The organism is Achromobacter sp. T5-5 (assembly GCF_055397965.1).
Window position 1 is genome coordinate 2,632,026 of record NZ_AP027919.1, and the last position, 19,749, is coordinate 2,651,774.

Consider the following 19,749-nt stretch of genomic DNA (forward strand, 5'->3'; position numbering starts at 1 on the left):
CACCCATAAGACCCAGGAGACAAACCATGAAGCGCATCCGGATAGGCAGCGGTTTATCGAGGTGGTTGGCCCCGTTGGGCCTGGCGGCGGCGTTGTCCGCGGCGCCGGCGGCGCAGGCGGCCGAGGACCTGGTGCTGGGCGGCTCGATTCCGCTGAGCGGCGTGTTCGCCTTCGCCGGGCAGGGCATCCATGCGGGCATCACGGATTACGTGAAGATCGTGAACGATCAGGGCGGGATCAAGGGCCGCAAGTTGCGTTATGTGCCCGAGGACACGGCCTACAAGGTCGACGCGTCGGTCGCGGCGTTCAAGAAGATCACCAGCCAGAACAAGGTGAATTTCTACTACGGGGATTCGACCGGCTTTTCCAAGACCATCAATGCGGAGCTCAACCGCACGGGCGACATCCTGATGACGGGCGCCTCGTTCGCCACCGAGCTGAACGATCCGGCGAAGTACCCCGCGCAGTTCATGCTGGGGCCTGACTACACCGAGATGTTCGGCATCCTGCTGCGCTACATCGCCAAGGAGCAGCCGGGCGCCAAGGTCGCCTTTGTGTATTCGGACACGGAGTTCGGCCGCGATCCGATCGCCAGTTCGCGCGCCGTGGCGGAAAAGCTGGGCTTGAAGGTGGTCACCGAGATCATGACGCCGCCAGGCAGCGTGGACGTGTCGACCGAGGTCATCAAGCTGCGCCGCGCCGATCCGGACTTCACCATCTTCCATGGCTACGTGCTGGCGCCCATTCCCGAGTTCGTGGGGCAAGGCAAGCGCATGGGCCTGAAGACGCGCTACATGGGCACGTTCTGGACGATGGATAACTCGACCGTGATGCAGATGGGCGAGGATGCCGAGGGCTTCATGGGCGTGATGCCTTATCGCTATTACTACGACACGGCGGCCGATGCGCCGATGCTCAAGAAGATCCGCGAAATGCGGCCCCAATACCAGAGCACCGGCTACATGCAGGGTTTCCTGGCCGCCATGCTGTTTTCGGAAGTGGCCAAGCGCACGCTGGACGCCGGCAAGGAGCTGAACGCGGCCAACATGAAGGCCGCGCTGGACGGCATCAAGGATTTCGACACGGGCGGCCTGATCGGCGTGCCGATCTCCATCAAGGGCAATTCGATACCGGTGGGCCGGATCTATCGCGCCGACGTGAAGCAGAAGCAGATGGTGCCCGCTTCCGACTGGATCGTTCTGAAGTGAGGCGGCCGTGAACCCGGGACATGACGCGCGTGCGGACACGAATGCCGCGGCGCCGCCGCAGGCGGTGCTCGACATCAACAACATCGAGGTCGTCTACAACAAGGCGGTGCAGGTGCTGCGCGGCTTGTCCCTGTCGGTGCCGGCCGGCAGCATCGTGGCGCTGCTGGGCAGCAACGGGGCCGGCAAATCCACCACGCTGAAGGCGGTGTCGGGCCTGCTGGGCCTGGAAGATGGCGAGCTGGTGCGCGGCCAGATCGTCTTCGGCGGCGGCGACACCGCGGGCGTCAAGCCGCAGAACCTGGTGCGGTCGGGCCTGGCGCATGTGATGGAAGGGCGCCGGGTGTTCGAGGACCTGACCGTGGAAGAGAACCTGGTGGCCGCGACCTACGCGCTGACTGGCAGGCCTGCGGCGCGCGCGGATTTCGACCTGGTCTACGGCTACTTTCCGCGGCTGTTCGAGCGGCGTCGCGGCCTGGCCGGGTATTTGTCCGGCGGCGAGCAGCAGATGCTGGCCATCGGCCGCGCGCTGATCGCCCAGCCCAGGCTGATGTTGCTGGACGAGCCGTCGCTGGGTCTGTCGCCGATGCTGGTCGAGAGCATTTTCTCGATCATTGCGCGCATCAATATCGAACAGGGGGTGTCGATGCTGCTGGTGGAACAGAACGCATCCGTGGCGCTGGCGGTGGCGCACTACGGCTACATCATGGAGACCGGCAAGGTGGTGATCGACGGGTCGGCCGACCGGCTGGCGGCGGACCCGGACGTGCGCGAGTTCTACCTGGGCGTCGGCGGGTCCGGCGAGGCGCGGGGCTTTCGCGACATCAAGCATTACAAGCGCCGCAAGCGCTGGCTGTCATGATGGACGGCGCCGCAGGCCCGAACGCCGCGCGCGACGCCGCCGCCGGCTGGCCCGCGCTCACGCTGCCGCAGATGCTGCGCGAGCAGGCGCGCCGGCAGCCGTCAGCCGTCGCCATCCGGCAAAAGGATTTCGGCATCTGGAAGCCCCTGTCCTGGGCGGAATATTGGCAGCGCGCGTGCCGCGTCGGCCTGGGACTGCGCGCGCTGGGGCTGAGCCCGGGCGGGCGGGTGGCCATCGTGTCGGACAACCGGGTGGAGTGGCTGCTTGCGCAGATGGGCGCGGGCGCGGTCGGGGGCGTGGCGGTGGGCGTCTATTCCACCAGTCCGGCCGAGGAGATGGGCTACGTGCTGGAACACGCGGACGTCGAACTGGTGATGTGCGAAGACCAGGAGCAGACCGACAAGGTGCTGCAGGTGGCGGACAGGCTGCCGCGCTTGCGGCGCATCGTGATGATAGAGACCAAGGGCCTGCGTTCCTACGCGGCGCAGGACCGCTCGCGTATCGTGACGTTTGCCGAGGTCGAGGCCGGAGGGCGCGAGCGCGAGACCCTGGAACTGGCCGCGCTGAATACGATGCTGGACGGCCAGCGTCTGGACGATACCGGGCTGATGATCTATACGTCCGGGTCCACCGGCAAGCCCAAGGGTGCAATGCTGAGCTACCGCAACATGCGCGGCGTGGCGCCGGGCATCGCCGAGCGCCTGTCCATGGACGCGTCCAGCGTGCACCTGTCGTATCTGCCGCTGTGCCACGTGGCCGAGCAGATGCTGTCCACGTTCGTGCCGATCTACCTGGGCGCGCAGGTGAATTTCGGCGAGTCGATCCGTACCGTGCAGGAGGACCTGCGCGAAGTGGCGCCGACGATTTTCCTGGGCGTGCCGCGTATCTGGGAGAAGCTGCACGCGGCGATCTCCATCAAGATGCAGGAGGCCGGGCGCCTGCAGCAGTGGCTGTACCGCAAGGCGCTGGCGCGGTGCGCGCCGTTCCTGGAGAAGTCCGCCGGGCAGTATGGGGTGGGCGAACGGCTGACGCATTGGCTGTGGTACTGGCTGGTGTTGCGTGCGCTGCAGAATTTCATCGGCCTGCGCCGCGTGCGGGTGGCGATGACGGGCGCCGCGCCGATACCGCCGGACGTGGTGCGGTATTTCCGCACCCTGGGCGTGCCGCTGGTCGAGGTCTACGGGTTGACGGAATCGTCCGGGATGATCTTCGGACAGCATCCGGACCGCGTGAAGGTGGGCACGGTGGGCGAGCCGATCCTGGGCGTGGAATGGCGCATCGGCGATGCTGGCGAGCTGCTGGTGCGCGGCGATATGGTGTTCCAGGGCTACTACAAGAATCCCGATGCGACGGCCGATGCCGTGCGCGACGGCTGGCTGCACACGGGCGACGTCGTGGCGCAGGACGACGGCCGCGTGCGCATCGTCGACCGGCTCAAGGACATCATGATCACGGCGGGCGGCAAGAACCTCACGCCGTCGGAGATCGAGAATGCGGTCAAGGGCAGCCCCTACGTGAAGGAATGCATTGTGATCGCGGACGGCAGGAAGTATGTGTCCGCCTTGATCCAGCTTGAATTCGATACGGTGGGCAAGTGGGCGGAGTCTCGGCGCATTGCCTTCACGCACTTCCGGTCGCTGGCCGAGTGCCCGCAGGTGCGCGAACTGGTGCAGCAGGAGGTGGCGCGCGCCAATGCGGGGCTGGCGCCCGTGGCACAGATCAAGCGCTTTCACCTGTTGACCAAGGAACTGGATCACGACGACGGCGAAGTCACCGCGACGATGAAGGTGCGGCGCGCCAGCATCTACCGCACCTACGCAAACGAAATCGAAATGCTCTACGTTGATGAGGAGACGACGGCATGAACCAAGCCGTGATCCTGGAGGCCGTGCGCACGCCGTTCGGGCGGCGCGGCGGCGGGTGGGCGCAGACGCGGCCGGATACGCTGCTGGCCCGGACCGTGGAGGAATTGCTGGCGCGCGCGGGGCTGCCGGGGGACAAGGTCGAAGACCTGATTGCCGGCTGCGTCAGCCAGGCGGGCGAGCAGGGCGCCAATATCGGCCGGCTGGCGGCGATGCTGGCCGGACTGCCGGAAAGCGTGCCGGGCGTGGCGCTGAACCGTATGTGCGGGTCCAGCCAGCAGGCCGTGCATTTCGGCGCCCAGGCCATTGCCGCGGGCGATATGCGTTATGTGGTCGCGGGCGGGGTCGAGAGCATGAGCCGGGTGCCCATGTTCCTGGACGTGACGCTGGGCCAGTCGGAGTTCCGCGGCTTTGAATCGCTGAATCCGGCCTTGCTGGAACGCTATCCGCTGATCCACCAGATCGAGAGCGCGGAACGCATCGCCAGCCATTGGGGGCTGTCTCAGTCGGAAATGGATCAATGGGCGCGCGAGAGCCACGCCCGCGCCTGGGCGGCTGCCAGCGCCGGCCTGCATGCCGAGCTGCTGGCGGGGCCGCCGGGGGCGCCGCGTCGCGACGAAGGCATCCGCGAGACCACGGACGCGGCCCGCATGGCGGCGATGGCGCCGGCCATGCGCGCACCGGGGCAGGGCGGCGTGACCGCGGCCAACGCGAGCCAGCTTGCGGACGGCGCGGCGGCGGTGCTGCTGGGGGACAAGGATGCGGCGCTCGCCGATGGCCTGCGGCCCCGCGCGCGCTTTCTGGCGCGCGTGGCGGTGGGCTCCGACCCGGTGATGCAGCTCACGGGCGTCATCCCCGCGGCGCGGCAGGCGCTGGCCCGCGCGGGCCTGTCGCTGGACGACATCGACTGGATCGAGATCAACGAGGCCTTCGCAAGCGTGGTGCTGGCCTGGCAGCGCGAGCTGGGCGCAGACCTGGCGCGCGTCAATCCGTGGGGCGGCGCGATTGCACACGGGCATCCGCTGGGCGCCACGGGCGCCGGCTTGATGGCCAAGATGCTGGCGGGGCTGGAGGCCACCGAAGGCGAACTGGGCATGCAGCTCATGTGCATCGGCCACGGCATGGCGACCGCGACCATCATCCAGAGGCTCTGAGCCGCATGGACAAGACCGGGACCCCCGCGTCGCGGGACGATGGCGCGGAGTCGGAACGGCGCCGGGAACTGGTCCTGGCGGCCGGCAGGCTGTTCAGCAGGCACGGCTACGAGCGCACGACGGTGCGCGAGCTGGCCAAGGCCGTGGGGCTGCAGTCGGGCAGCCTCTTTCATCATTTCCGCAGCAAGGAGGAGATCCTGGTCGCGGTCATGAACAATGGCATCCAGGAAGTGATCGACCTTGGCGAGAAGGCGCTGGCCTGCTATGGCGTGCCCGCAGACCGGCTGGCGGCGCTGTTCCGCGTCCACATGTGGAGCATGCTGCACGGCGCCGGCGGCGATGCGATGAACGCCCTGGTCTACGAATGGCGCAGCCTGTCCGCGCCCAGCCAGGCGGCCGTGAAGGTGCTGAGCGACCGCTACGAGGCGATGTGGCAGTCGGTGGTGGCGGGGGCGGTGGAGGCGGGTCTGCTGCGCGGCGATGCGCGCATCATCAAGCGATGCGTGCTGGGCGCGATGAACCTGACGGTGCAATGGTACAAGCCGGGCGGGCGGCTGGCGCCCGCGGAGTTCATCGATGCGATGCTGCAGGCGTCCCTGCCGGCGCTGCCGGCGGGGGCCGGAAAGTGGCCGCTGGGCCCTAGCCCCGCCGCTTGATGAACGCGCCCACGGCGCAGGCGACGGCCAGCGCCAGGAGCGAGCCCGAGACGGGTAGCAGGAAATCGGCCTCGCCGTGATACCCGCCGCCGGTGACGCCGCCCGCGACGCCTCCCATCCAGAGCAGCGCGGTCAGGATGGCGGCGACCAGGGAGATGGCCGTGGCGACGCACAGCACGATGAATGCCGGCCGGCGCGCGGGCACGGACGGGTAAGGGGCGCCGGGCTGGATGCGGCGGGGCTGCTTGATCCAGTAGACCAGCCCCGCCACGACCAGCAGCAGCATCAGGATCTTGAAGATCATGACGCCGTCCGCGGTTTAGTCTTCACGGCGTAGGTGCGGGAAGAGGATGACGTCGCGGATGCTGGGGCTGTCGGTGAGCAGCATGACCAGGCGGTCGATGCCGATGCCGCAGCCGCCCGTCGGAGGCATGCCGTATTCCAGGGCGCGGATGTAGTCCGCGTCGTAGTACATGGCTTCTTCGTCGCCGGCGTCTTTGGCTTCGACCTGCGAGCGGAAGCGTTCGGCCTGGTCTTCGGGGTCGTTCAGCTCGGAGAAGCCGTTGGCGATTTCGCGGCCGGTCATGAAGAGCTCGAAGCGCTCGGTGATGCCGTCGCGCGTGTCGGACGCGCGCGCCAGCGGCGAGACTTCGACCGGGTAGTCGATGATGTAGGTGGGGTTCCAGAGCTTGGCTTCGGCCGTCTCTTCGAAGAGGGCCAGTTGCAGCGCGCCCAGGCCGGCGCGCGACAGCACCGGGCCGTCGGCGTCGGCGCCCAGCTTCTTGAGTTCCGCGCGCACGAAGGCCGGATCGTCCAGTTGGGCCTGGGTGTAGCCGTCCGTGTACTTGAGGATGGCTTCGCAGATGGTCAGGCGGTCGAACGGCTTGGACAGATCCAATTCGCGTTCCTGGTAGGTCAGGACGGCGCTGCCGGTGGCCGAGATGGCGGCCTGGCGGATCAGTTCCTCGGTGAAGTCCATGAGCCAGCGGTAATCCGCGTAGGCTGCGTAGAACTCCATCATCGTGAATTCGGGGTTGTGACGCGGGCTGACGCCTTCGTTGCGGAAGTTGCGGTTGACTTCGAAGACGCGTTCGAAGCCGCCCACGATCAGGCGCTTGAGGTAGAGCTCGGGCGCGATGCGCAGGAACATTTCCATGTCCAGCGCGTTGTGGTGCGTGACGAAGGGCTTGGCCGCCGCGCCGCCCGGGATCGGGTGCAGCATGGGCGTTTCGACTTCGAGGAAGCCCGCGTTCAGCATGAACTGGCGGATGCTGCCCACGGCCTTGCTGCGCGCCTCGAAGGTGCGGCGCGTGGCGTCGGTCATGATGAGGTCGACGTAGCGCTGGCGGTAGCGCAGTTCCTGGTCGGCCACGCCGTGGAACTTGTCGGGCAGCGGGCGCAGCGACTTGGACAGCAGGCGCGCCGAGGCGGCGTGCACCGACAGTTCGCCCTTGTTGGTCTTGAAGACCGACCCTTCGACCGCGATGATGTCGCCGATGTCCCATTGCTTGAACGCCGCGTAGGCGTCTTCGCCCAGCGTGCCGCGGTCCAGGTAGATCTGGATGCGGCCGGTGCTGTCCTGCAGCGTGGCGAAGCTGGCCTTGCCCATGACGCGCTTGAGCATCATGCGGCCGGCGACCTTGACGGTGACGCCGGCGGCGGCGAGGGCTTCCTGCTCCTGGCCGTCGTACTGGTCATGCAGCGCGGCGGCGCGGGCGTCCGGGACGAAATCGTTGGGGTACGCGACCCCGGCTTCGCGCAGTTTGGCCAGCTTGGCGCGCCGTTCGGCGATCAAGCGGTTTTCATCCTGGGCGGGAGCCGGAGTGGTCGAGTGGTCGGTCATGGTCGGGGGGGATCAGTCGTAATTGCGGATGTCGTCGATTGCGGTCGTGCCGAAATCTTCGCGATCCAGGTAGGCGAGGATGCGGGAAGCCACGTTGGCGGGCGAGGACAGCTTGCCGGTGGCGTGGAAGTCCTGGAACTTGGCCAGCGCGGGGAAGCTTTCAGCGGAGCTGGCGCGGATGGCGGCCTGCATGTCGGTGTCGACGATGCCGGGGGCCAGCGCCACGATGCGGGCGCCGTCGGCGCCCTGTTCCTGCTTGACCACGCGGGCGTGCATGTCGAGCGCGGCCTTGGTGGCGCAGTACACGCCCCAGCCGGCGTTCGGATTGCGGCCCGCGCCGGAGGAGATGTTCAGGATGCGGCGGTCAGCCTTGATGTCGGCCACGGCGGCCAGGAAGCGCGCCGTGAGCAGCATGACGGCGGTGACGTTCAGGTTGAACGCGGCGGTGATGGCTGCCGCGTCGGTGAGTTCGTCGGTGCGCGCCACGGGATGCACCGTGCCCGCGTTGTTGATGAGCAGATAGCGCTTGGCGTCGCGCGGCAGCGCGGCGCAGATGCGCTCGGCCGCGGCGGCGGCCGCGCCCAGGTCCGAGAGGTCCACGGACAGTTGTTCCAGTTGCACGTCCTGCGACCGCGCATGGGCGGCGAGTTCGGGGTCTTCGCGGCGCGCCAGGGTGATCAGGCGGGTGCCGGGTTTGGCCAGGCCGCGCGCCATGGCGGCGCCGATGCCGCGCGATGCGCCGGTGAGAATTGCAATGGTGTCGGACATTCGTGGACCTCTGGGTGCGTGAGAGCGGGAAGAATCGCGGAACTTAGACGTTTTGCTTGAGGCTGGCCTGGATGAAGGGATCCAGGTCGCCGTCCAGCACTTTCTGCGTGTTGGAGATTTCGACGTTCGTGCGCAGGTCCTTGATGCGGCTCTGGTCCAGCACGTAGGAACGGATCTGGTGGCCCCAGCCCACGTCGGTCTTGGAGTCTTCCAGCTTCTGCTGTTCGGCCATGCGGTTGCGCATTTCCAGTTCGTAGAGCTTGGACTTCAGCATCTGCATGGCTTCGGCGCGGTTGCGGTGCTGCGAACGGTCGTTCTGGCACTGCACGACGATGCCGGTGGGAATGTGCGTCAGACGTACCGCCGAATCGGTCTTGTTGATGTGCTGGCCGCCCGCGCCCGATGCGCGATAGGTGTCCACGCGCAGGTCGGCGGGGTTCACTTCGACTTCGAAGGACTCGTCGACTTCCGGGTAGACAAAGACGCTGGCGAACGACGTATGGCGGCCGCCCGAGGAGTCGAAGGGGCTCTTGCGGACCAGGCGGTGCACGCCGGTTTCGGTGCGCAGGTAGCCGAAGGCGTATTCGCCTTCGATCTTGATCGTGGCCGACTTGATGCCCGCGACTTCGCCGTCGGATTCTTCGAGGATTTCGGCCTTGAAGCCCTTGCGTTCGGCGTACTTGAGGTACTGGCGCAGCAGCATCGACGCCCAGTCCTGCGCTTCCGTGCCGCCTGCGCCGGCCTGGATGTCCAGGAAGCAGTTCAGGGGGTCGGCCGGATTGGAGAACATGCGGCGGAATTCCAGGGCTTCGAGCCGCGCCTGGAACGCGTCGGCGTCCTGTTCGATGGATTCGAGGGTGGCGCCGTCGTCGTCGGCGGCGGCCAGCTCGAAGAGCTCCAGGGAGTCGGCAACGCCCGAGCCCAGGCTCGTGAGCGTTTCCACCACGTCCTCGAGGGATTTCTTTTCACGGCCCAGGTCCTGGGCGTGTTTGGGGTCGTTCCAGACGGCCGGGTCTTCGAGCTCGGCGTTTACGACCTGGAGGCGTTCAGCTTTGGCATCGTAGTCAAAGATACCTCCGTAGAGCCTGTTCGCGCTCCGCGTAATCGGCGAGGCGGGCTGCGAGCTGGTTCTGACGTTCGGCTTCCATGATGATCCTGTCCTGATGACTTTTGTGCGAAACCTGGCATTTTACCGTGGATGAGCCAAGTTCGCGGGCGCGCGGTGGCAAAGGGGCAGGCCGGTGTCTGACACCCGTGTGAAGTGCACTAGGTATGTAGCGGATCTCACACGGGTGTCAGACACCTTACTTATATAGGGGGACGCGTTCGATTCCGAGGGTCCCGCCTAACCCGCGTGCTCGATGACCAACTGGACGGACACCATCCCGTTCCACACGTTCTGCTCCAGCCGGTATGCCGCCTGGATGCGTTCAGGCAGGGACTGGTCATGCCCGAACCAGATCGCGTCAAAGCGCTGGTGGCCGCGCTCCAGCGACAGTTTCAGGTGCTTTTCGCCGACCAGGCGCTGGTTGCGCACCACGAACTCGTCCAGGAAGAGCGGCGCGGCAAAGCCCGCGCCCCACACCTGCTGCTGCAGCATGCCGGCCACGTCGGCGTTGGCGTAGCCGGATTCCAGCGAGCCGTCGGTCTCGATGACGGGCTCGAAGGTGTCGCGTCCGGTCAGTTCGCGGACTGCGGCGTCGAAGGCGGGCGCGAAGGCCGGAAAGTCGCCGCGGCCCAGGGTCAGGCCGGCCGCCATGGCGTGGCCGCCGAACTTGCGGATCAGGTTGGGATGGCGCTTGGAGACGAGGTCCAGCGCGTCGCGCAGGTGCACGTCGGGGATCGACCGGCCAGAACCGCGGATTTCGTCATCGCCAGCCGGGGCGAACGCCAGGGTGGGGCGCCAGAATTTCTCTTTCAGGCGCGAGGCGACCAGCCCCACGACGCCCTGGTGCCAGCCCGGGTCGAACACGCAGACGGTGGCGCCCGCGGCGGCGTCGGGCGCTTCCATGGCGGCCAGCGCCTGCTCGCGCATCTCGGCTTCGATCGTGCGGCGTTCGCGGTTGATGTTGTCCAGTTCGCGCGCCATTTCCAGCGCCTGCGCTTCGTCGTCGGTGGTCAGGCAGGCGATGCCCAGGCTCATGTCGGCCAGGCGGCCCGCGGCGTTGATGCGCGGACCCAGGGCGAAGCCCAGATCGAAGCCGTTGGCGCTGCGCGGTTCGCGCCCGGCGACGGCAAAGAGCGCGCGCAGGCCCGGTTGCAGCCGGCCGCTGCGCATGCGCTGCAGGCCTTGTGTGACCAGCAGGCGGTTGTTGGCGTCCAGCTTGACCACGTCGGCCACCGTGCCCAGGGCGACCAGGTCGGACAGCGCGTCCAGGCGCGGGCCGCCGTCGGGGGCGTAGACGCCGCGACGGCGCAGTTCGGCGCGCAGCGCCAGCATCATGTAGAAGATGACGCCCACGCCGGCCAGGTTCTTGGACGGAAAGCCGCAGCCTGGCTGGTTGGGGTTCACGATGGCCAGGGCGTCGGGCAGGGTGTCGCCGGGCAGGTGGTGGTCGGTGATGACCACGCCGATGCCGGCCGCGTTGGCCGCGGCGACGCCGTCGACGCTGGCAATGCCGTTATCCACCGTGATGATGATGTCGGGCTTGCCAGCACGGTGCCGGCAGGCCAGTTCGACCACGGCGGGCGACAGGCCGTAGCCGGTCTCGAAGCGGTTGGGCACCAGGAAGTCGACGTCCGCGCCCATGGCGGACAGCGCGCGCAGCCCGACCGCGCAGGCGGTGGCGCCGTCGCAGTCGTAATCGGCCACGATCAGCAGCTTCTTGCCGGCCTGGATGGCGTCGGCCAGGACGCCGGCGGCATGCGCCGAATGCGTCAGGCCGGCGGGGGGCAGCAGCGAGGGCCACGCGAGCCGGGTCTGATCGGGATGCGTCACGCCGCGCGCGGCCCACAGACGGGCCAGCAGGGGGTGGATGCCCGAGGCTTCCAGGACGTGGCAGGCGGCCAGGTCGGCCGGACGGATCGTTAAGCGGGGTGAGACCACCAGGCGCTCCAGTTTTTCTTGGGCGCGGGCAGCAAGCCGAGCAGGCCTCCGCGCGGTTTCAGGTCAAGGGCGACCTTGCGGTCGTCGCCCAGGAGCAGCATCTGCACGGGGGTGGCGGGCAGGCCTTTGCCTGCGGCCAGCGGACGCAGGTGCTGCGCGTCGAGTTCGGCCAGCGCGTCCAGCCAGGCGGCCCAGTCGCCCGCGCGCTGCGGGGCGTCCAGTCCCGTCAGCACCTGCGCGGCGCCTGCCGGGGCCGCCGGCCAGGGGGTGCCGCCGCCGTACAACCAAAGCGCGTTGACGGGCGGCAGGCCGCGGGCCGCGCGGTCGTCGTTGACGGGGTGTTCATGCCACGCCATCTGTATTTCGTTGAGCAGGCGGCGCCACGGGCGCGTTTCCGCATCCTGGCGCCACCAATCGTTCAGGCGTTGTCCGGCCACGGCCATGGGGCTGGCGGTCTGGGGGCGCAGGCCCGCCGGCAGGCGCAGACGCCAACGCTGGGCGGACAGGGGCTCGACCGAGAAGCCGGTGTCTTCGAAGAGGGGACGGGCGGTCTCCAGGAGCGCGGCCGTTTCTTCGTCACGCAGGTCCATGGCGGCGGGGTCCAGGAGCGTCGCCTGATCGGCCCCCAAGGCCAGGTGGATCAGCTCGGCCAGCCAGACCGGCTCGCCGGCCCCCGCGCCATCCTGCTCCCTGGCCAGCAACGGCCCGAGGCCAGCGCCCTGAAGCAGGCCCTGTTCAGGCACGTAGCCCGCGCGTTCGAGTTGCCAGGATTCAAAGGCCGTGCAGCCATGCGCGCGCAGGTCGTAGGCCTGGGGGCGGGCGGTGGCGGCCTGCAGCCAGCCGTGCAGGGTGGGCGCGCGTTCGGGCAGCAGCTTGGCCAGCTCGGCGGCGACGGGAAGGGCGGGCAGGGCGCCCGGAATGACGATCAGCATGGCCGCGATTGTAGTCCGCGGCGGGATGGGGAACTTAGCGCCGAATGGAGCTGCCATACGTTGTCACGCCTGGTCTAGGATCCGCACATCCGCGGGGCGAGACGCGGGCGGTTAATGCAATAATGCGCACGTGCTGAAAATACCCTACGAACTATGGATCGGCGCCCGCTATGCCGGGTTGGCCCGAATCCGCCAGCGACGCGGCCGCCGCGATCGCTTTATCTCCTTCATTGCCGCCAGCTCCATGGCGGGCATCGCGCTGGGCGTCGCCGCCCTGATCGTGGTGCTGTCCGTGATGAACGGGTTCCAGAAGGAAGTGCGCGACCGCATGCTGTCGGTGCTGCCGCACATCGAGCTCTACATCCCCGGCGCATCGCCCGAACGGGTGCTTGAGCAGTGGCAGCAGTTCGCCACCGCCGCCGAGCGCAATCCCGAGGTCAAGGCCGGCGCGCCCTTCGTGGCGGCGCAGGGCATGCTGGTGCGGGGCCAGGCGCTGCGCGGCGTGCAGGTCCGGGGTATCGACCCCGCCACCGAGGGCAACGTGTCCGACCTGCCGCGGCAGATGGTGACGGGCAAGCTGACCGACCTGAAACCTGGTGGCTTTGGCGTGGTGCTGGGCAACGAACTGGCCGACGGCATGGGCGTCAAGGTGGGCGACACGCTGCTGATGATGGCGCCGCAGGGCTCGATCAGCCCCGCCGGTTTCGCGCCGCGCATGCGCCAGTTCACCGTGGTGGGCGTGTTTTCCTCCGGCCACTATGAATACGATTCCTCGCTGGCCTTCGTGGACAACGAAGACGCCGCCCGCGTCTTCCGCGAAAGCGGCACCGCTGGCGTGCGCCTGCGCATCGCCGACATGCAGAAGGCGCCCGAAGTGGCGGCCGAGCTGCGCAACGTGCTGCCGCCCTACGTCATGGCCAGCGACTGGTCGCGCAACAACCGCACCTGGTTTGCGGCGGTGCAGACCGAAAAGCGCATGATGTTCCTGATCCTGGCGCTGATCGTCGCCGTGGCGGCGTTCAACCTGTTGTCCTCGCTGGTCATGGCCGTCAAGGACAAGCAATCCGACATCGCCATCCTGCGCACGCTGGGCGCGGGTCCGGGCGAGGTGGCCCGCATCTTCCTGGTGCAGGGCGCGCTGATCGGCGTGATCGGCACATTGCTGGGCGTGGCGGGCGGCATCGCCATTGCCTACAACGTCGACGTGATCGTGCCGTTCATCGAGCGGATGCTGGGCGTGCACTTCCTGCCGCGCGAAATCTATTTCATTAGCGCGCTGCCGTCCGACCCGCAGGTCGGCGACATCGTCACCATCGGCGTGACCTCGCTGGTGCTGTCGCTGCTGGCAACCTTGTATCCGAGCTGGCGCGCCTCGCGCCTGCAACCCGCACAGGTGCTGCGCCATGATTGATACCCTGACGCAAGACCCCGCGGCCGGGACGACGCCGGCCCTGCAGGCCGAGAACATCGTCAAGGTCTACGACGAGGGCCCCGCCCGGATCGAAGTGCTCAGCAATGTCAGCCTGTCGGTCGCGCGCGGCGAGATGGTCGCCATCGTGGGCGCGTCGGGGTCGGGCAAGAGCACCCTGTTGCACATCCTGGGACTGCTCGACGTCCCCACCAGCGGCTCGGTGTCCGTGGACGGGCAACTGGCCGTCGGGCTGTCCGAGGCGAAAAAGAGCGCCGTGCGCAACCGCAGCCTGGGCTTCGTCTATCAGTTCCACCACCTGCTGGCGGAATTCTCGGCGCTGGACAACGTGGCAATGCCGCTGATCGTGCGCCGCGAGAACCGCGACAAGGCGCGCGAGGCCGCGCGCGAAGTCCTGGGGCTGGTGGGCCTGTCCGCTCGCGAAGGCCACTTCCCGGGGCAGTTGTCGGGCGGCGAGCGGCAGCGCGTGGCGCTGGCGCGCGCGCTGGTGACACGGCCTGTGTGCGTGCTGGCCGACGAACCGACCGGCAATCTCGACCGGCACACCGCCCACAACATGTTCGAACTGCTGACGCGGGTGAACCAGGAATCGGGCACGGCGTTTGCCATCGTGACGCACGATCCTGAACTCGCCGCGCGCGCCGACCGCCAGTTGCTGATGGAAAACGGCCGCCTGGTGTCAGGCTAGGCCTCTGGCCGGTTGGTGGCGGCGGCAGGCAACCCGGCGCTGGTCCGCGCGGGGAGGCGGGCGGATAATCCGCCCATGGAGGATGCGCCCATGCTTATCGATACCCATTGCCACCTGGATGCGGCCGAGTTCGACGCCGACCGCGACGCGGTGGCGAACCACGCTGCCGAGGCGGGCGTAGAGGCCATCGTGATCCCCGCCATCGAGCGGGCCAACTTCACCGTGGTGCGCGACCTGGCCGGCAGCATCTCCGGCGGGGCCTATGCGCTGGGCATCCATCCCCTGTATGTGCAGCGCGCCGACGACGCCGACCTGGACGCGCTGCGCGACGCCGTCAAAGCGGCGCTGGGCGATCCGCGCTTTGTCGCCATCGGCGAGATCGGGCTGGACTTCTTCGTGCCGGAGATCGCCACGGGCGAGCCGCGCGAGCGCCAGGAGCGGTTCTATGCCGCCCAGTTGGACATCGCCGAGGAATTCGGCCTGCCCGTGCTGCTGCATGTGCGCAAGTCCCAGGACATCCTGCTGAAGCATCTGCGCCGCCACGCGCGCATCGGAGGGATCGCGCACGCGTTCAACGGCAGCGCCCAGCAGGCGCAGGCCTTCATCGAGCAGGGCTTTGCGCTGGGAATGGGCGGCGCCATGACCTTCGAGCGGGCGCTGCAGATCCGCCGCCACGCGGTGGACGTGGGGCTGGAACACCTGGTGCTGGAAACCGACGCGCCCGACATCCCGCCGGCCTGGCTGCACGCGCCCGACCGGCGCAACCGTCCTGGCGAACTGGCCCGCATTGCGGCGGTCCTGTCGGAACTGCGCGGCATCACGCCGGAAAAAGTGGCGCACGCCACGTCCGCCAACGCCATGCGTGTGCTGCCGCGACTGCCCGCCGCGATTCTGGCCGATTCGGACTGACTGCGCCTTTCCTGGGCGCCCGCGTGGTCGGCATCGGCTACGCCTGCGGCGCTGCGGGAAGCGGAAGGTCCATGCGCACGCTCAGCCCCTGCGGCGCCACATTGCGCGCCGAGATCGATCCCTTGTGCGCGGCGATCGCCGCCTGCGCGATCGACAGGCCCAGGCCCGCGCCGCCGCCGGGCGCGCTGGCCGCACCGGCCGATCCCGCCCGGTAGAAGGGCTCGAAAAGCGAAGCCAATTCCTGCGTGGCCACGCCCGGGCCGCGATCCTCGATCTCTATGCTGGCTTCGCTGGCGCTGGTCAACAGGCGCACGCGGATGACGCTGTGCGCGGGCGCGAAGCGCAGGGCGTTGCGCAGCACGTTTTCAATGGCGCTGGCCAGGCTGCCGCGATCGCCCGCGATCAAGACGGGCGGCGGCGTATCCCAATCGATGCGCAGGTGCCGGCCTTCGGCTTCATAGCGCGCATCGTCCACCACGCCGGATACGACTTCCGACAGGTCCAGCTTTTCCGAGGGCTCGGGCAGCGCGCCGATGCGCGCCAGCCGCAGCGTATTGCCAACCAGGGCGTCCAGGCGTTCGCACTCGCGCTCGATGCGGTCGAGCTGCAGGTCGCGCCGCTCGTCGTTGCGCCGCGCCAGTTCGGCGGCAAGCCGCAGGCGCGCCAGTGGCGACCGCAGCTCGTGCGCGACGTTGTGCAGCAATTGTTCCCGTGTGTCGAGCAGCGACTTCACGCGCACGGCCATGGCGTCGAAGTCCCGCGCCAGCAGGCCCAGTTCGTCTTTGCGCGTTGCCAGGTTCGTGGGCGTGTGGGTGTCCAGCCGGCCGGCGGCCAGCGCATGCGTGGTCTGGCGCAATTGCGCCAGCGGCGCGGTGATGTGCCGGGTCAACGCCCAGCAGAAGGGCGCCGTCACCGCCAGCGCGAACAGCAGCAGGGCAAGCGCGACGGGCGACAGCGCAAGCACTTCCCAGCGCGAGGAATCGAAAGGCAGGAACAGCATCAGCAATTCCGATCCGTCCGGAAGGATCAGTATTTGAGGCTCCCACCACGAGACGCGTTCGCCCGCGGGATCGGCGGGCACGTAGTCCGTCTGGGGCGGCCTGTCCGGCCCCGCGCGGTAGGCCACCAGCCAGTCGTGCAGGCGGGTGGGCAGGCGACGCCCCAGGATGTCCGTGTCCTGGGCGTCCATGATGTAGATCTTCAGCGCGGAGTAATTGCCGTCCATGGCGCGGACCCAGCGTTCCAGCCCCTCCCGACCCTGGGTCCGGGCGACCTGGGCGGCGTCGCGCGTCAGGTTGCCGGGATTCAGGCCATCGAGCGAATTGAAGCGGTACCAGGCCACCGCGGCGGTCAGCACCATGCCGCACACGAGGATGACGGCCATGGCGCCCCAGAAGGTCAGGAACGCGCGCCAGAAGAGGGACCGGGCCGGCAGGAAGGCCATCACGCGGCGCCCGCCAGCACGTAGCCCAGGCCGCGCAGATTGCGGATGGACAGCGTGTCGGCCTGTTGATCCAGGCGCAGCTTTTTGCGCAGGCTGCTGATGTGCGTGTCGATGCTGCGGTCGTACCGGTCCGGCGCGCGCCCCAGCGCGTACAGGCCGATCTGGTCGCGCGCGATCACCTGGCCCGGGGCGCGCATCAGGATCTCCAGGATGCGTTGCTCGGCGCCCGTCAGCATGACCTCGTCGGCGCCCAGGCGCGCGCGGCCCGTGGACGGGTCCAGCGTCAGCGCGCCCAGGGTCAGCGACGGGCCGGGGAGGGCGGGCGCGTCCTCGAAGCGGCGCAGCACGGCCGTGATGCGGGCCTTGAGCTCGCGCGGACTGAACGGCTTTGCCAGGTAATCGTCGGCGCCGAACTCCAGCCCCAGCACGCGGTCGGTCTCGCCGCCGTGGGCCGTGAACATGATGACCGGGCGGCGCGAACGCTGGCGGTGGCGCTTGAGCAGGTCCAGTCCATTGCCGTCGGGCAGCATCAGGTCGAGCAGCACCAGCTCGAAGTCGTCCTGCGCAAGCAGGGCCTGCCCTTGCTTGGCGGTGTGGGCCAGCGTGAGCTGGCATTGATTGGGTTCCAGGTATTCGCGCAGCATCTGCGCCAGTTCGACGTCGTCGTCGATGAGCAGGATGCGGCGCGCGACCGCTGAGTGAGTGAAAGGCATGCGTGGTGGGCGTCGTGCATCCGGCAGTGTGGCCGAACGCCGCGCGCCGGAGTGTCAAGAAGTGCAAAGAAGATAAAAGTTGCGGAAAGCGTGTTGCCGCGTCCAGCAAGCCCCAATTCTAATATGAGAATGGTTTTCATTAATAAATGAAGAGCCGGGGCGGCGTGGCGCGTGGGGCGCGGCGCGGACCTGGGACGGGAGAAGTTGGAATCATGAGCAGGAAAGAACTGGCCACCGGCCAGCGCATTGGCGCGTCGCGCACGCAACTGGCCACCGCCTTGTGCGCCGCGGGTTTCGGCCTGGGGCCGGCCGCGGTCTGGGCGCAGGCCGCCGACACCGCGACCACGATGGATACCGTCGTCGTGACCGCCAGCGGTTTCGAGCAGCGCATCCAGGATGCGCCGGCCTCGATCAGCGTCATCACCCGCGAAGACCTGGACAAGAAGTTCTACCGCGACCTGAATGACGCGCTGGTGGGCGTGCCCGGCGTCATCGTCACGGGCGGCGGCGACCGCCAGGACATCAGCCTGCGCGGCATGGGGCCCAAGTACACGCTGATCCTGATAGACGGCAAGCGCCAGAGCTCGCGCGAGACCCGCACCAACTCGGACTCGACCGGCGTCGAAGGCGGCTGGACGCCGCCGCTGTCGGCCATCGAGCGCATCGAAGTGGTGCGCGGGCCGATGTCGTCGCTGTACGGCTCGGACGCCATGGGCGGGGTGATCAACATCATCACGCGCAAGGTCCCGACCGAATGGCACGGCGAAATCCGCATGGATACGACGATCCAGGAGAGCAGCAAGTCCGGCGACATCTACCAGGGCAATTTCTACCTGGCCGGCCCGATCAAGAACGACCTGCTTGGCCTGCAGATCTACGGCCAGGCCACGCAGCGGGACGAAGACGACATCTATAACGGCTACCGCAAACGCAATGCCGAAAGCGTGACGGCCAAGCTGGCGCTCACGCCGAATCGCGACCACGACATCGTGCTGGAAGCGACCACGATGCGCCAAAAGTTCCAGGACACGCTGGGCAAGACGGTCGAGCCGCTCCCGCCCGGCACGGCGTGCCCGCGCACGGGTTGCCCGGCATCCTCGGAAACCGATTACCGCAGCAACAAGTGGGCGCTGTCCCACACCGGTCGCTGGGGTTGGGGCGTGTCGGACAGCTATGTCCAGCAGGAAGAATTCGACAACCGTTCGCGCCAGATGAAGATCAAGAACCTGGACATGCAGACGAGTTGGTCGCTGCCGCTGGGCTCGCACATGCTGACGCTGGGCGGCAGCTACCTGAACCAGCGCCTGGACGACCAGACCGGCAACCAGCTTGCCGGCGGCCCGAGCAGGATCGAGCGCTACCAGTGGGCCCTGTTCGCCGAAGACGAATGGCGCCTGACCGAGAGCTTTGCCGTCACCACCGGCCTGCGCATGGACGAGGACGAGAATTTCGGCAGCCACTTCAGCCCGCGCCTGTACGGCGTGTGGCACATGGCCGAGCGCTGGACCCTGAAGGGCGGCGTCTCCACCGGTTTTCGGGCGCCCGACCTGCGCAACACCGTGGCCGGGTGGGGCCAGACCAGCCGCGGCGGCAATATGTACGGCAACCCGGACCTGACGCCCGAGAAGTCGGTGACGCAGGAAATCGGCCTGTTGTATGACGATGGCCAAGGCATGAGCGCCGGCGTCACGCTGTTCAACAACGACTTCAAGGACAAGATCACCCGCGTCGCTTGCCCCATCACGCAGTGCACGGAGGGACCCAACCAGTTCGGCTCGGATCCCACCACGTACATGAACGTGGACAAGGCCGTGTCGCGCGGCGTCGAGGCCAGCCTGAAGCTGCCGCTTTCGACCGACTGGTCCATGACCAGCAGCTACACCTTCACCAAGTCCGAGCAGAAGTCGGGCCAGTACAAGGGCGAGCCGCTGAACCAGTTGCCCAAGCACCTGTTCACCACCACCGTGAACTGGCAGCCGTCCGATGCGCTGCAGGCCTGGGCGCGCGTGAACTTTCGCGGCCGCGAAAGCCAGCCGACCACGGGCCCGTCCTCGGACGCGCTGGTGGCCCCGTCCTACACCTTCGTGGACCTGGGCGGCTCGTACGCCGTGAACAAGACCGTGTCGGTGTACGCCGGCATCTACAACCTGTTCGACAAGCAGGTTGCCTACGACGACTTCGGCTACGTCGAAGACGGCCGGCGCTACTGGCTGGGCGTGGGCGTGAAGTTCTGAGAAT

The 19,749-nt window shown here is 68.0% G+C and carries 17 protein-coding genes; 9 read left to right on the top strand and 8 right to left on the bottom strand.

The window, feature by feature from the left end:
* Window positions 1-26 precede the first annotated feature (26 nt).
* From ACZ50Q_RS11975 to ACZ50Q_RS11995, 5 genes are all read left to right on the top strand, one after another.
* On the top strand, window positions 27-1,208 hold the full coding sequence (locus ACZ50Q_RS11975; protein ID WP_092580335.1) for an ABC transporter substrate-binding protein: 1,182 nt from the start codon (window positions 27-29) through the stop codon (window positions 1,206-1,208).
* 64 nt (window positions 1,209-1,272) lie between these two features.
* Window positions 1,273-2,067: an ABC transporter ATP-binding protein gene (locus ACZ50Q_RS11980; protein WP_083714458.1), complete on the top strand. Its 795-nt coding sequence runs from the start codon at window positions 1,273-1,275 to the stop codon at window positions 2,065-2,067.
* Window positions 2,064-3,932 carry an AMP-dependent synthetase/ligase gene (locus tag ACZ50Q_RS11985; protein ID WP_464081624.1) on the top strand — a complete coding sequence of 623 codons (1,869 nt, stop codon included), beginning with the start codon at window positions 2,064-2,066 and terminating at the stop codon, window positions 3,930-3,932. Before ACZ50Q_RS11980 ends, ACZ50Q_RS11985 begins: the two co-directional genes overlap by 4 nt.
* On the top strand, window positions 3,929-5,083 hold the full coding sequence (locus ACZ50Q_RS11990) for a thiolase family protein (protein WP_464081625.1): 1,155 nt from the start codon (window positions 3,929-3,931) through the stop codon (window positions 5,081-5,083). Before ACZ50Q_RS11985 ends, ACZ50Q_RS11990 begins: the two co-directional genes overlap by 4 nt.
* A gap of 5 nt (window positions 5,084-5,088) precedes the next feature.
* Window positions 5,089-5,739, top strand: a complete 651-nt coding sequence (locus tag ACZ50Q_RS11995) for a TetR/AcrR family transcriptional regulator (RefSeq protein WP_092580343.1) — start codon at window positions 5,089-5,091, stop codon at window positions 5,737-5,739.
* Here the strand turns inward: ACZ50Q_RS11995 and ACZ50Q_RS12000 are convergent.
* From ACZ50Q_RS12000 to ACZ50Q_RS12025, 6 genes are all read right to left on the bottom strand, one after another.
* Window positions 5,723-6,043, bottom strand: a complete 321-nt coding sequence (locus ACZ50Q_RS12000) for a preprotein translocase subunit TatB (protein WP_076520415.1) — start codon at window positions 6,041-6,043, stop codon at window positions 5,723-5,725. The two genes, ACZ50Q_RS11995 and ACZ50Q_RS12000, sit on opposite strands and share 17 nt — an antisense overlap.
* A 15-nt stretch (window positions 6,044-6,058) precedes the next feature.
* Window positions 6,059-7,582, bottom strand: a complete 1,524-nt coding sequence (lysS, locus tag ACZ50Q_RS12005) for a lysine--tRNA ligase (protein ID WP_464081626.1) — start codon at window positions 7,580-7,582, stop codon at window positions 6,059-6,061.
* 12 nt (window positions 7,583-7,594) lie between these two features.
* Window positions 7,595-8,350 (bottom strand): SDR family oxidoreductase, encoded by a 756-nt coding sequence (locus ACZ50Q_RS12010; protein ID WP_464081627.1) that lies wholly within the window; start codon window positions 8,348-8,350, stop codon window positions 7,595-7,597.
* 43 nt (window positions 8,351-8,393) lie between these two features.
* Window positions 8,394-9,498 (bottom strand): peptide chain release factor 2 gene (gene prfB / locus ACZ50Q_RS12015; protein ID WP_139208535.1). Its coding sequence is split into 2 segments (ribosomal slippage): window positions 8,394-9,416 and window positions 9,418-9,498, totalling 1,104 coding nucleotides; the frame shifts between segments, so codons are not numbered across the junction.
* A 197-nt stretch (window positions 9,499-9,695) separates the two neighbouring features.
* Entirely contained in the window at window positions 9,696-11,396 is a 1,701-nt protein-coding gene (recJ, locus tag ACZ50Q_RS12020; protein WP_076520418.1) for a single-stranded-DNA-specific exonuclease RecJ, read from the bottom strand.
* The gene (locus ACZ50Q_RS12025; RefSeq protein ID WP_464081628.1) at window positions 11,378-12,328 is read right to left on the bottom strand and encodes a hypothetical protein; all 951 of its coding nucleotides are present in this window, start codon (window positions 12,326-12,328) and stop codon (window positions 11,378-11,380) included. Before ACZ50Q_RS12025 ends, recJ begins: the two co-directional genes overlap by 19 nt.
* Before the next feature lie 178 nt (window positions 12,329-12,506).
* Here ACZ50Q_RS12025 and ACZ50Q_RS12030 point away from each other — a divergent pair, with 178 nt between their 5' ends.
* The 3 genes from ACZ50Q_RS12030 (at window position 12,507) to ACZ50Q_RS12040 (ending at window position 15,354) form a co-directional block, all read left to right on the top strand.
* Complete coding sequence (locus ACZ50Q_RS12030) at window positions 12,507-13,739, top strand: lipoprotein-releasing ABC transporter permease subunit (protein WP_231952292.1); 1,233 nt, start codon at window positions 12,507-12,509, stop codon at window positions 13,737-13,739.
* Window positions 13,732-14,445: an ABC transporter ATP-binding protein gene (locus ACZ50Q_RS12035; protein ID WP_076520421.1), complete on the top strand. Its 714-nt coding sequence runs from the start codon at window positions 13,732-13,734 to the stop codon at window positions 14,443-14,445. The genes ACZ50Q_RS12030 and ACZ50Q_RS12035 overlap by 8 nt, the downstream gene beginning before the upstream one ends.
* A 90-nt stretch (window positions 14,446-14,535) precedes the next feature.
* Window positions 14,536-15,354: a TatD family hydrolase gene (locus ACZ50Q_RS12040; RefSeq protein WP_464081629.1), complete on the top strand. Its 819-nt coding sequence runs from the start codon at window positions 14,536-14,538 to the stop codon at window positions 15,352-15,354.
* A gap of 37 nt (window positions 15,355-15,391) precedes the next feature.
* Here ACZ50Q_RS12040 and ACZ50Q_RS12045 read toward each other — a convergent pair whose 3' ends face one another.
* Complete coding sequence (locus tag ACZ50Q_RS12045) at window positions 15,392-16,798, bottom strand: HAMP domain-containing sensor histidine kinase (protein WP_464081984.1); 1,407 nt, start codon at window positions 16,796-16,798, stop codon at window positions 15,392-15,394.
* Window positions 16,798-17,511, bottom strand: a complete 714-nt coding sequence (locus ACZ50Q_RS12050; protein ID WP_464081630.1) for a response regulator transcription factor — start codon at window positions 17,509-17,511, stop codon at window positions 16,798-16,800. Before ACZ50Q_RS12050 ends, ACZ50Q_RS12045 begins: the two co-directional genes overlap by 1 nt.
* 212 nt (window positions 17,512-17,723) lie before the next feature.
* Here ACZ50Q_RS12050 and ACZ50Q_RS12055 point away from each other — a divergent pair, with 212 nt between their 5' ends.
* Window positions 17,724-19,745, top strand: a complete 2,022-nt coding sequence (locus tag ACZ50Q_RS12055) for a ligand-gated channel protein (RefSeq protein ID WP_464081631.1) — start codon at window positions 17,724-17,726, stop codon at window positions 19,743-19,745.
* Window positions 19,746-19,749: the final 4 nt, after the last annotated feature.

Excerpts from the sequence above, each read along its gene's own strand:
- ACZ50Q_RS11975 (WP_092580335.1), top strand. The coding sequence starts at position 27 with ATGAAGCGCATCCGGATAGGCAGCGGTTTATCGAGGTGGTTGGCCCCG.
- ACZ50Q_RS11985 (WP_464081624.1), top strand. The coding sequence starts at position 2,064 with ATGATGGACGGCGCCGCAGGCCCGAACGCCGCGCGCGACGCCGCCGCC.
- ACZ50Q_RS11990 (WP_464081625.1), top strand. The coding sequence starts at position 3,929 with ATGAACCAAGCCGTGATCCTGGAGGCCGTGCGCACGCCGTTCGGGCGG.
- ACZ50Q_RS11995 (WP_092580343.1), top strand. The coding sequence starts at position 5,089 with ATGGACAAGACCGGGACCCCCGCGTCGCGGGACGATGGCGCGGAGTCG.
- ACZ50Q_RS12000 (WP_076520415.1), bottom strand. The coding sequence starts at position 6,043 with ATGATCTTCAAGATCCTGATGCTGCTGCTGGTCGTGGCGGGGCTGGTC.
- lysS (WP_464081626.1), bottom strand. The coding sequence starts at position 7,582 with ATGACCGACCACTCGACCACTCCGGCTCCCGCCCAGGATGAAAACCGC.
- ACZ50Q_RS12010 (WP_464081627.1), bottom strand. The coding sequence starts at position 8,350 with ATGTCCGACACCATTGCAATTCTCACCGGCGCATCGCGCGGCATCGGC.
- ACZ50Q_RS12025 (WP_464081628.1), bottom strand. The coding sequence starts at position 12,328 with ATGCTGATCGTCATTCCGGGCGCCCTGCCCGCCCTTCCCGTCGCCGCC.
- ACZ50Q_RS12035 (WP_076520421.1), top strand. The coding sequence starts at position 13,732 with ATGATTGATACCCTGACGCAAGACCCCGCGGCCGGGACGACGCCGGCC.
- ACZ50Q_RS12040 (WP_464081629.1), top strand. The coding sequence starts at position 14,536 with ATGCTTATCGATACCCATTGCCACCTGGATGCGGCCGAGTTCGACGCC.
- ACZ50Q_RS12045 (WP_464081984.1), bottom strand. The coding sequence starts at position 16,798 with ATGGCCTTCCTGCCGGCCCGGTCCCTCTTCTGGCGCGCGTTCCTGACC.
- ACZ50Q_RS12050 (WP_464081630.1), bottom strand. The coding sequence starts at position 17,511 with ATGCCTTTCACTCACTCAGCGGTCGCGCGCCGCATCCTGCTCATCGAC.
- ACZ50Q_RS12055 (WP_464081631.1), top strand. The coding sequence starts at position 17,724 with ATGAGCAGGAAAGAACTGGCCACCGGCCAGCGCATTGGCGCGTCGCGC.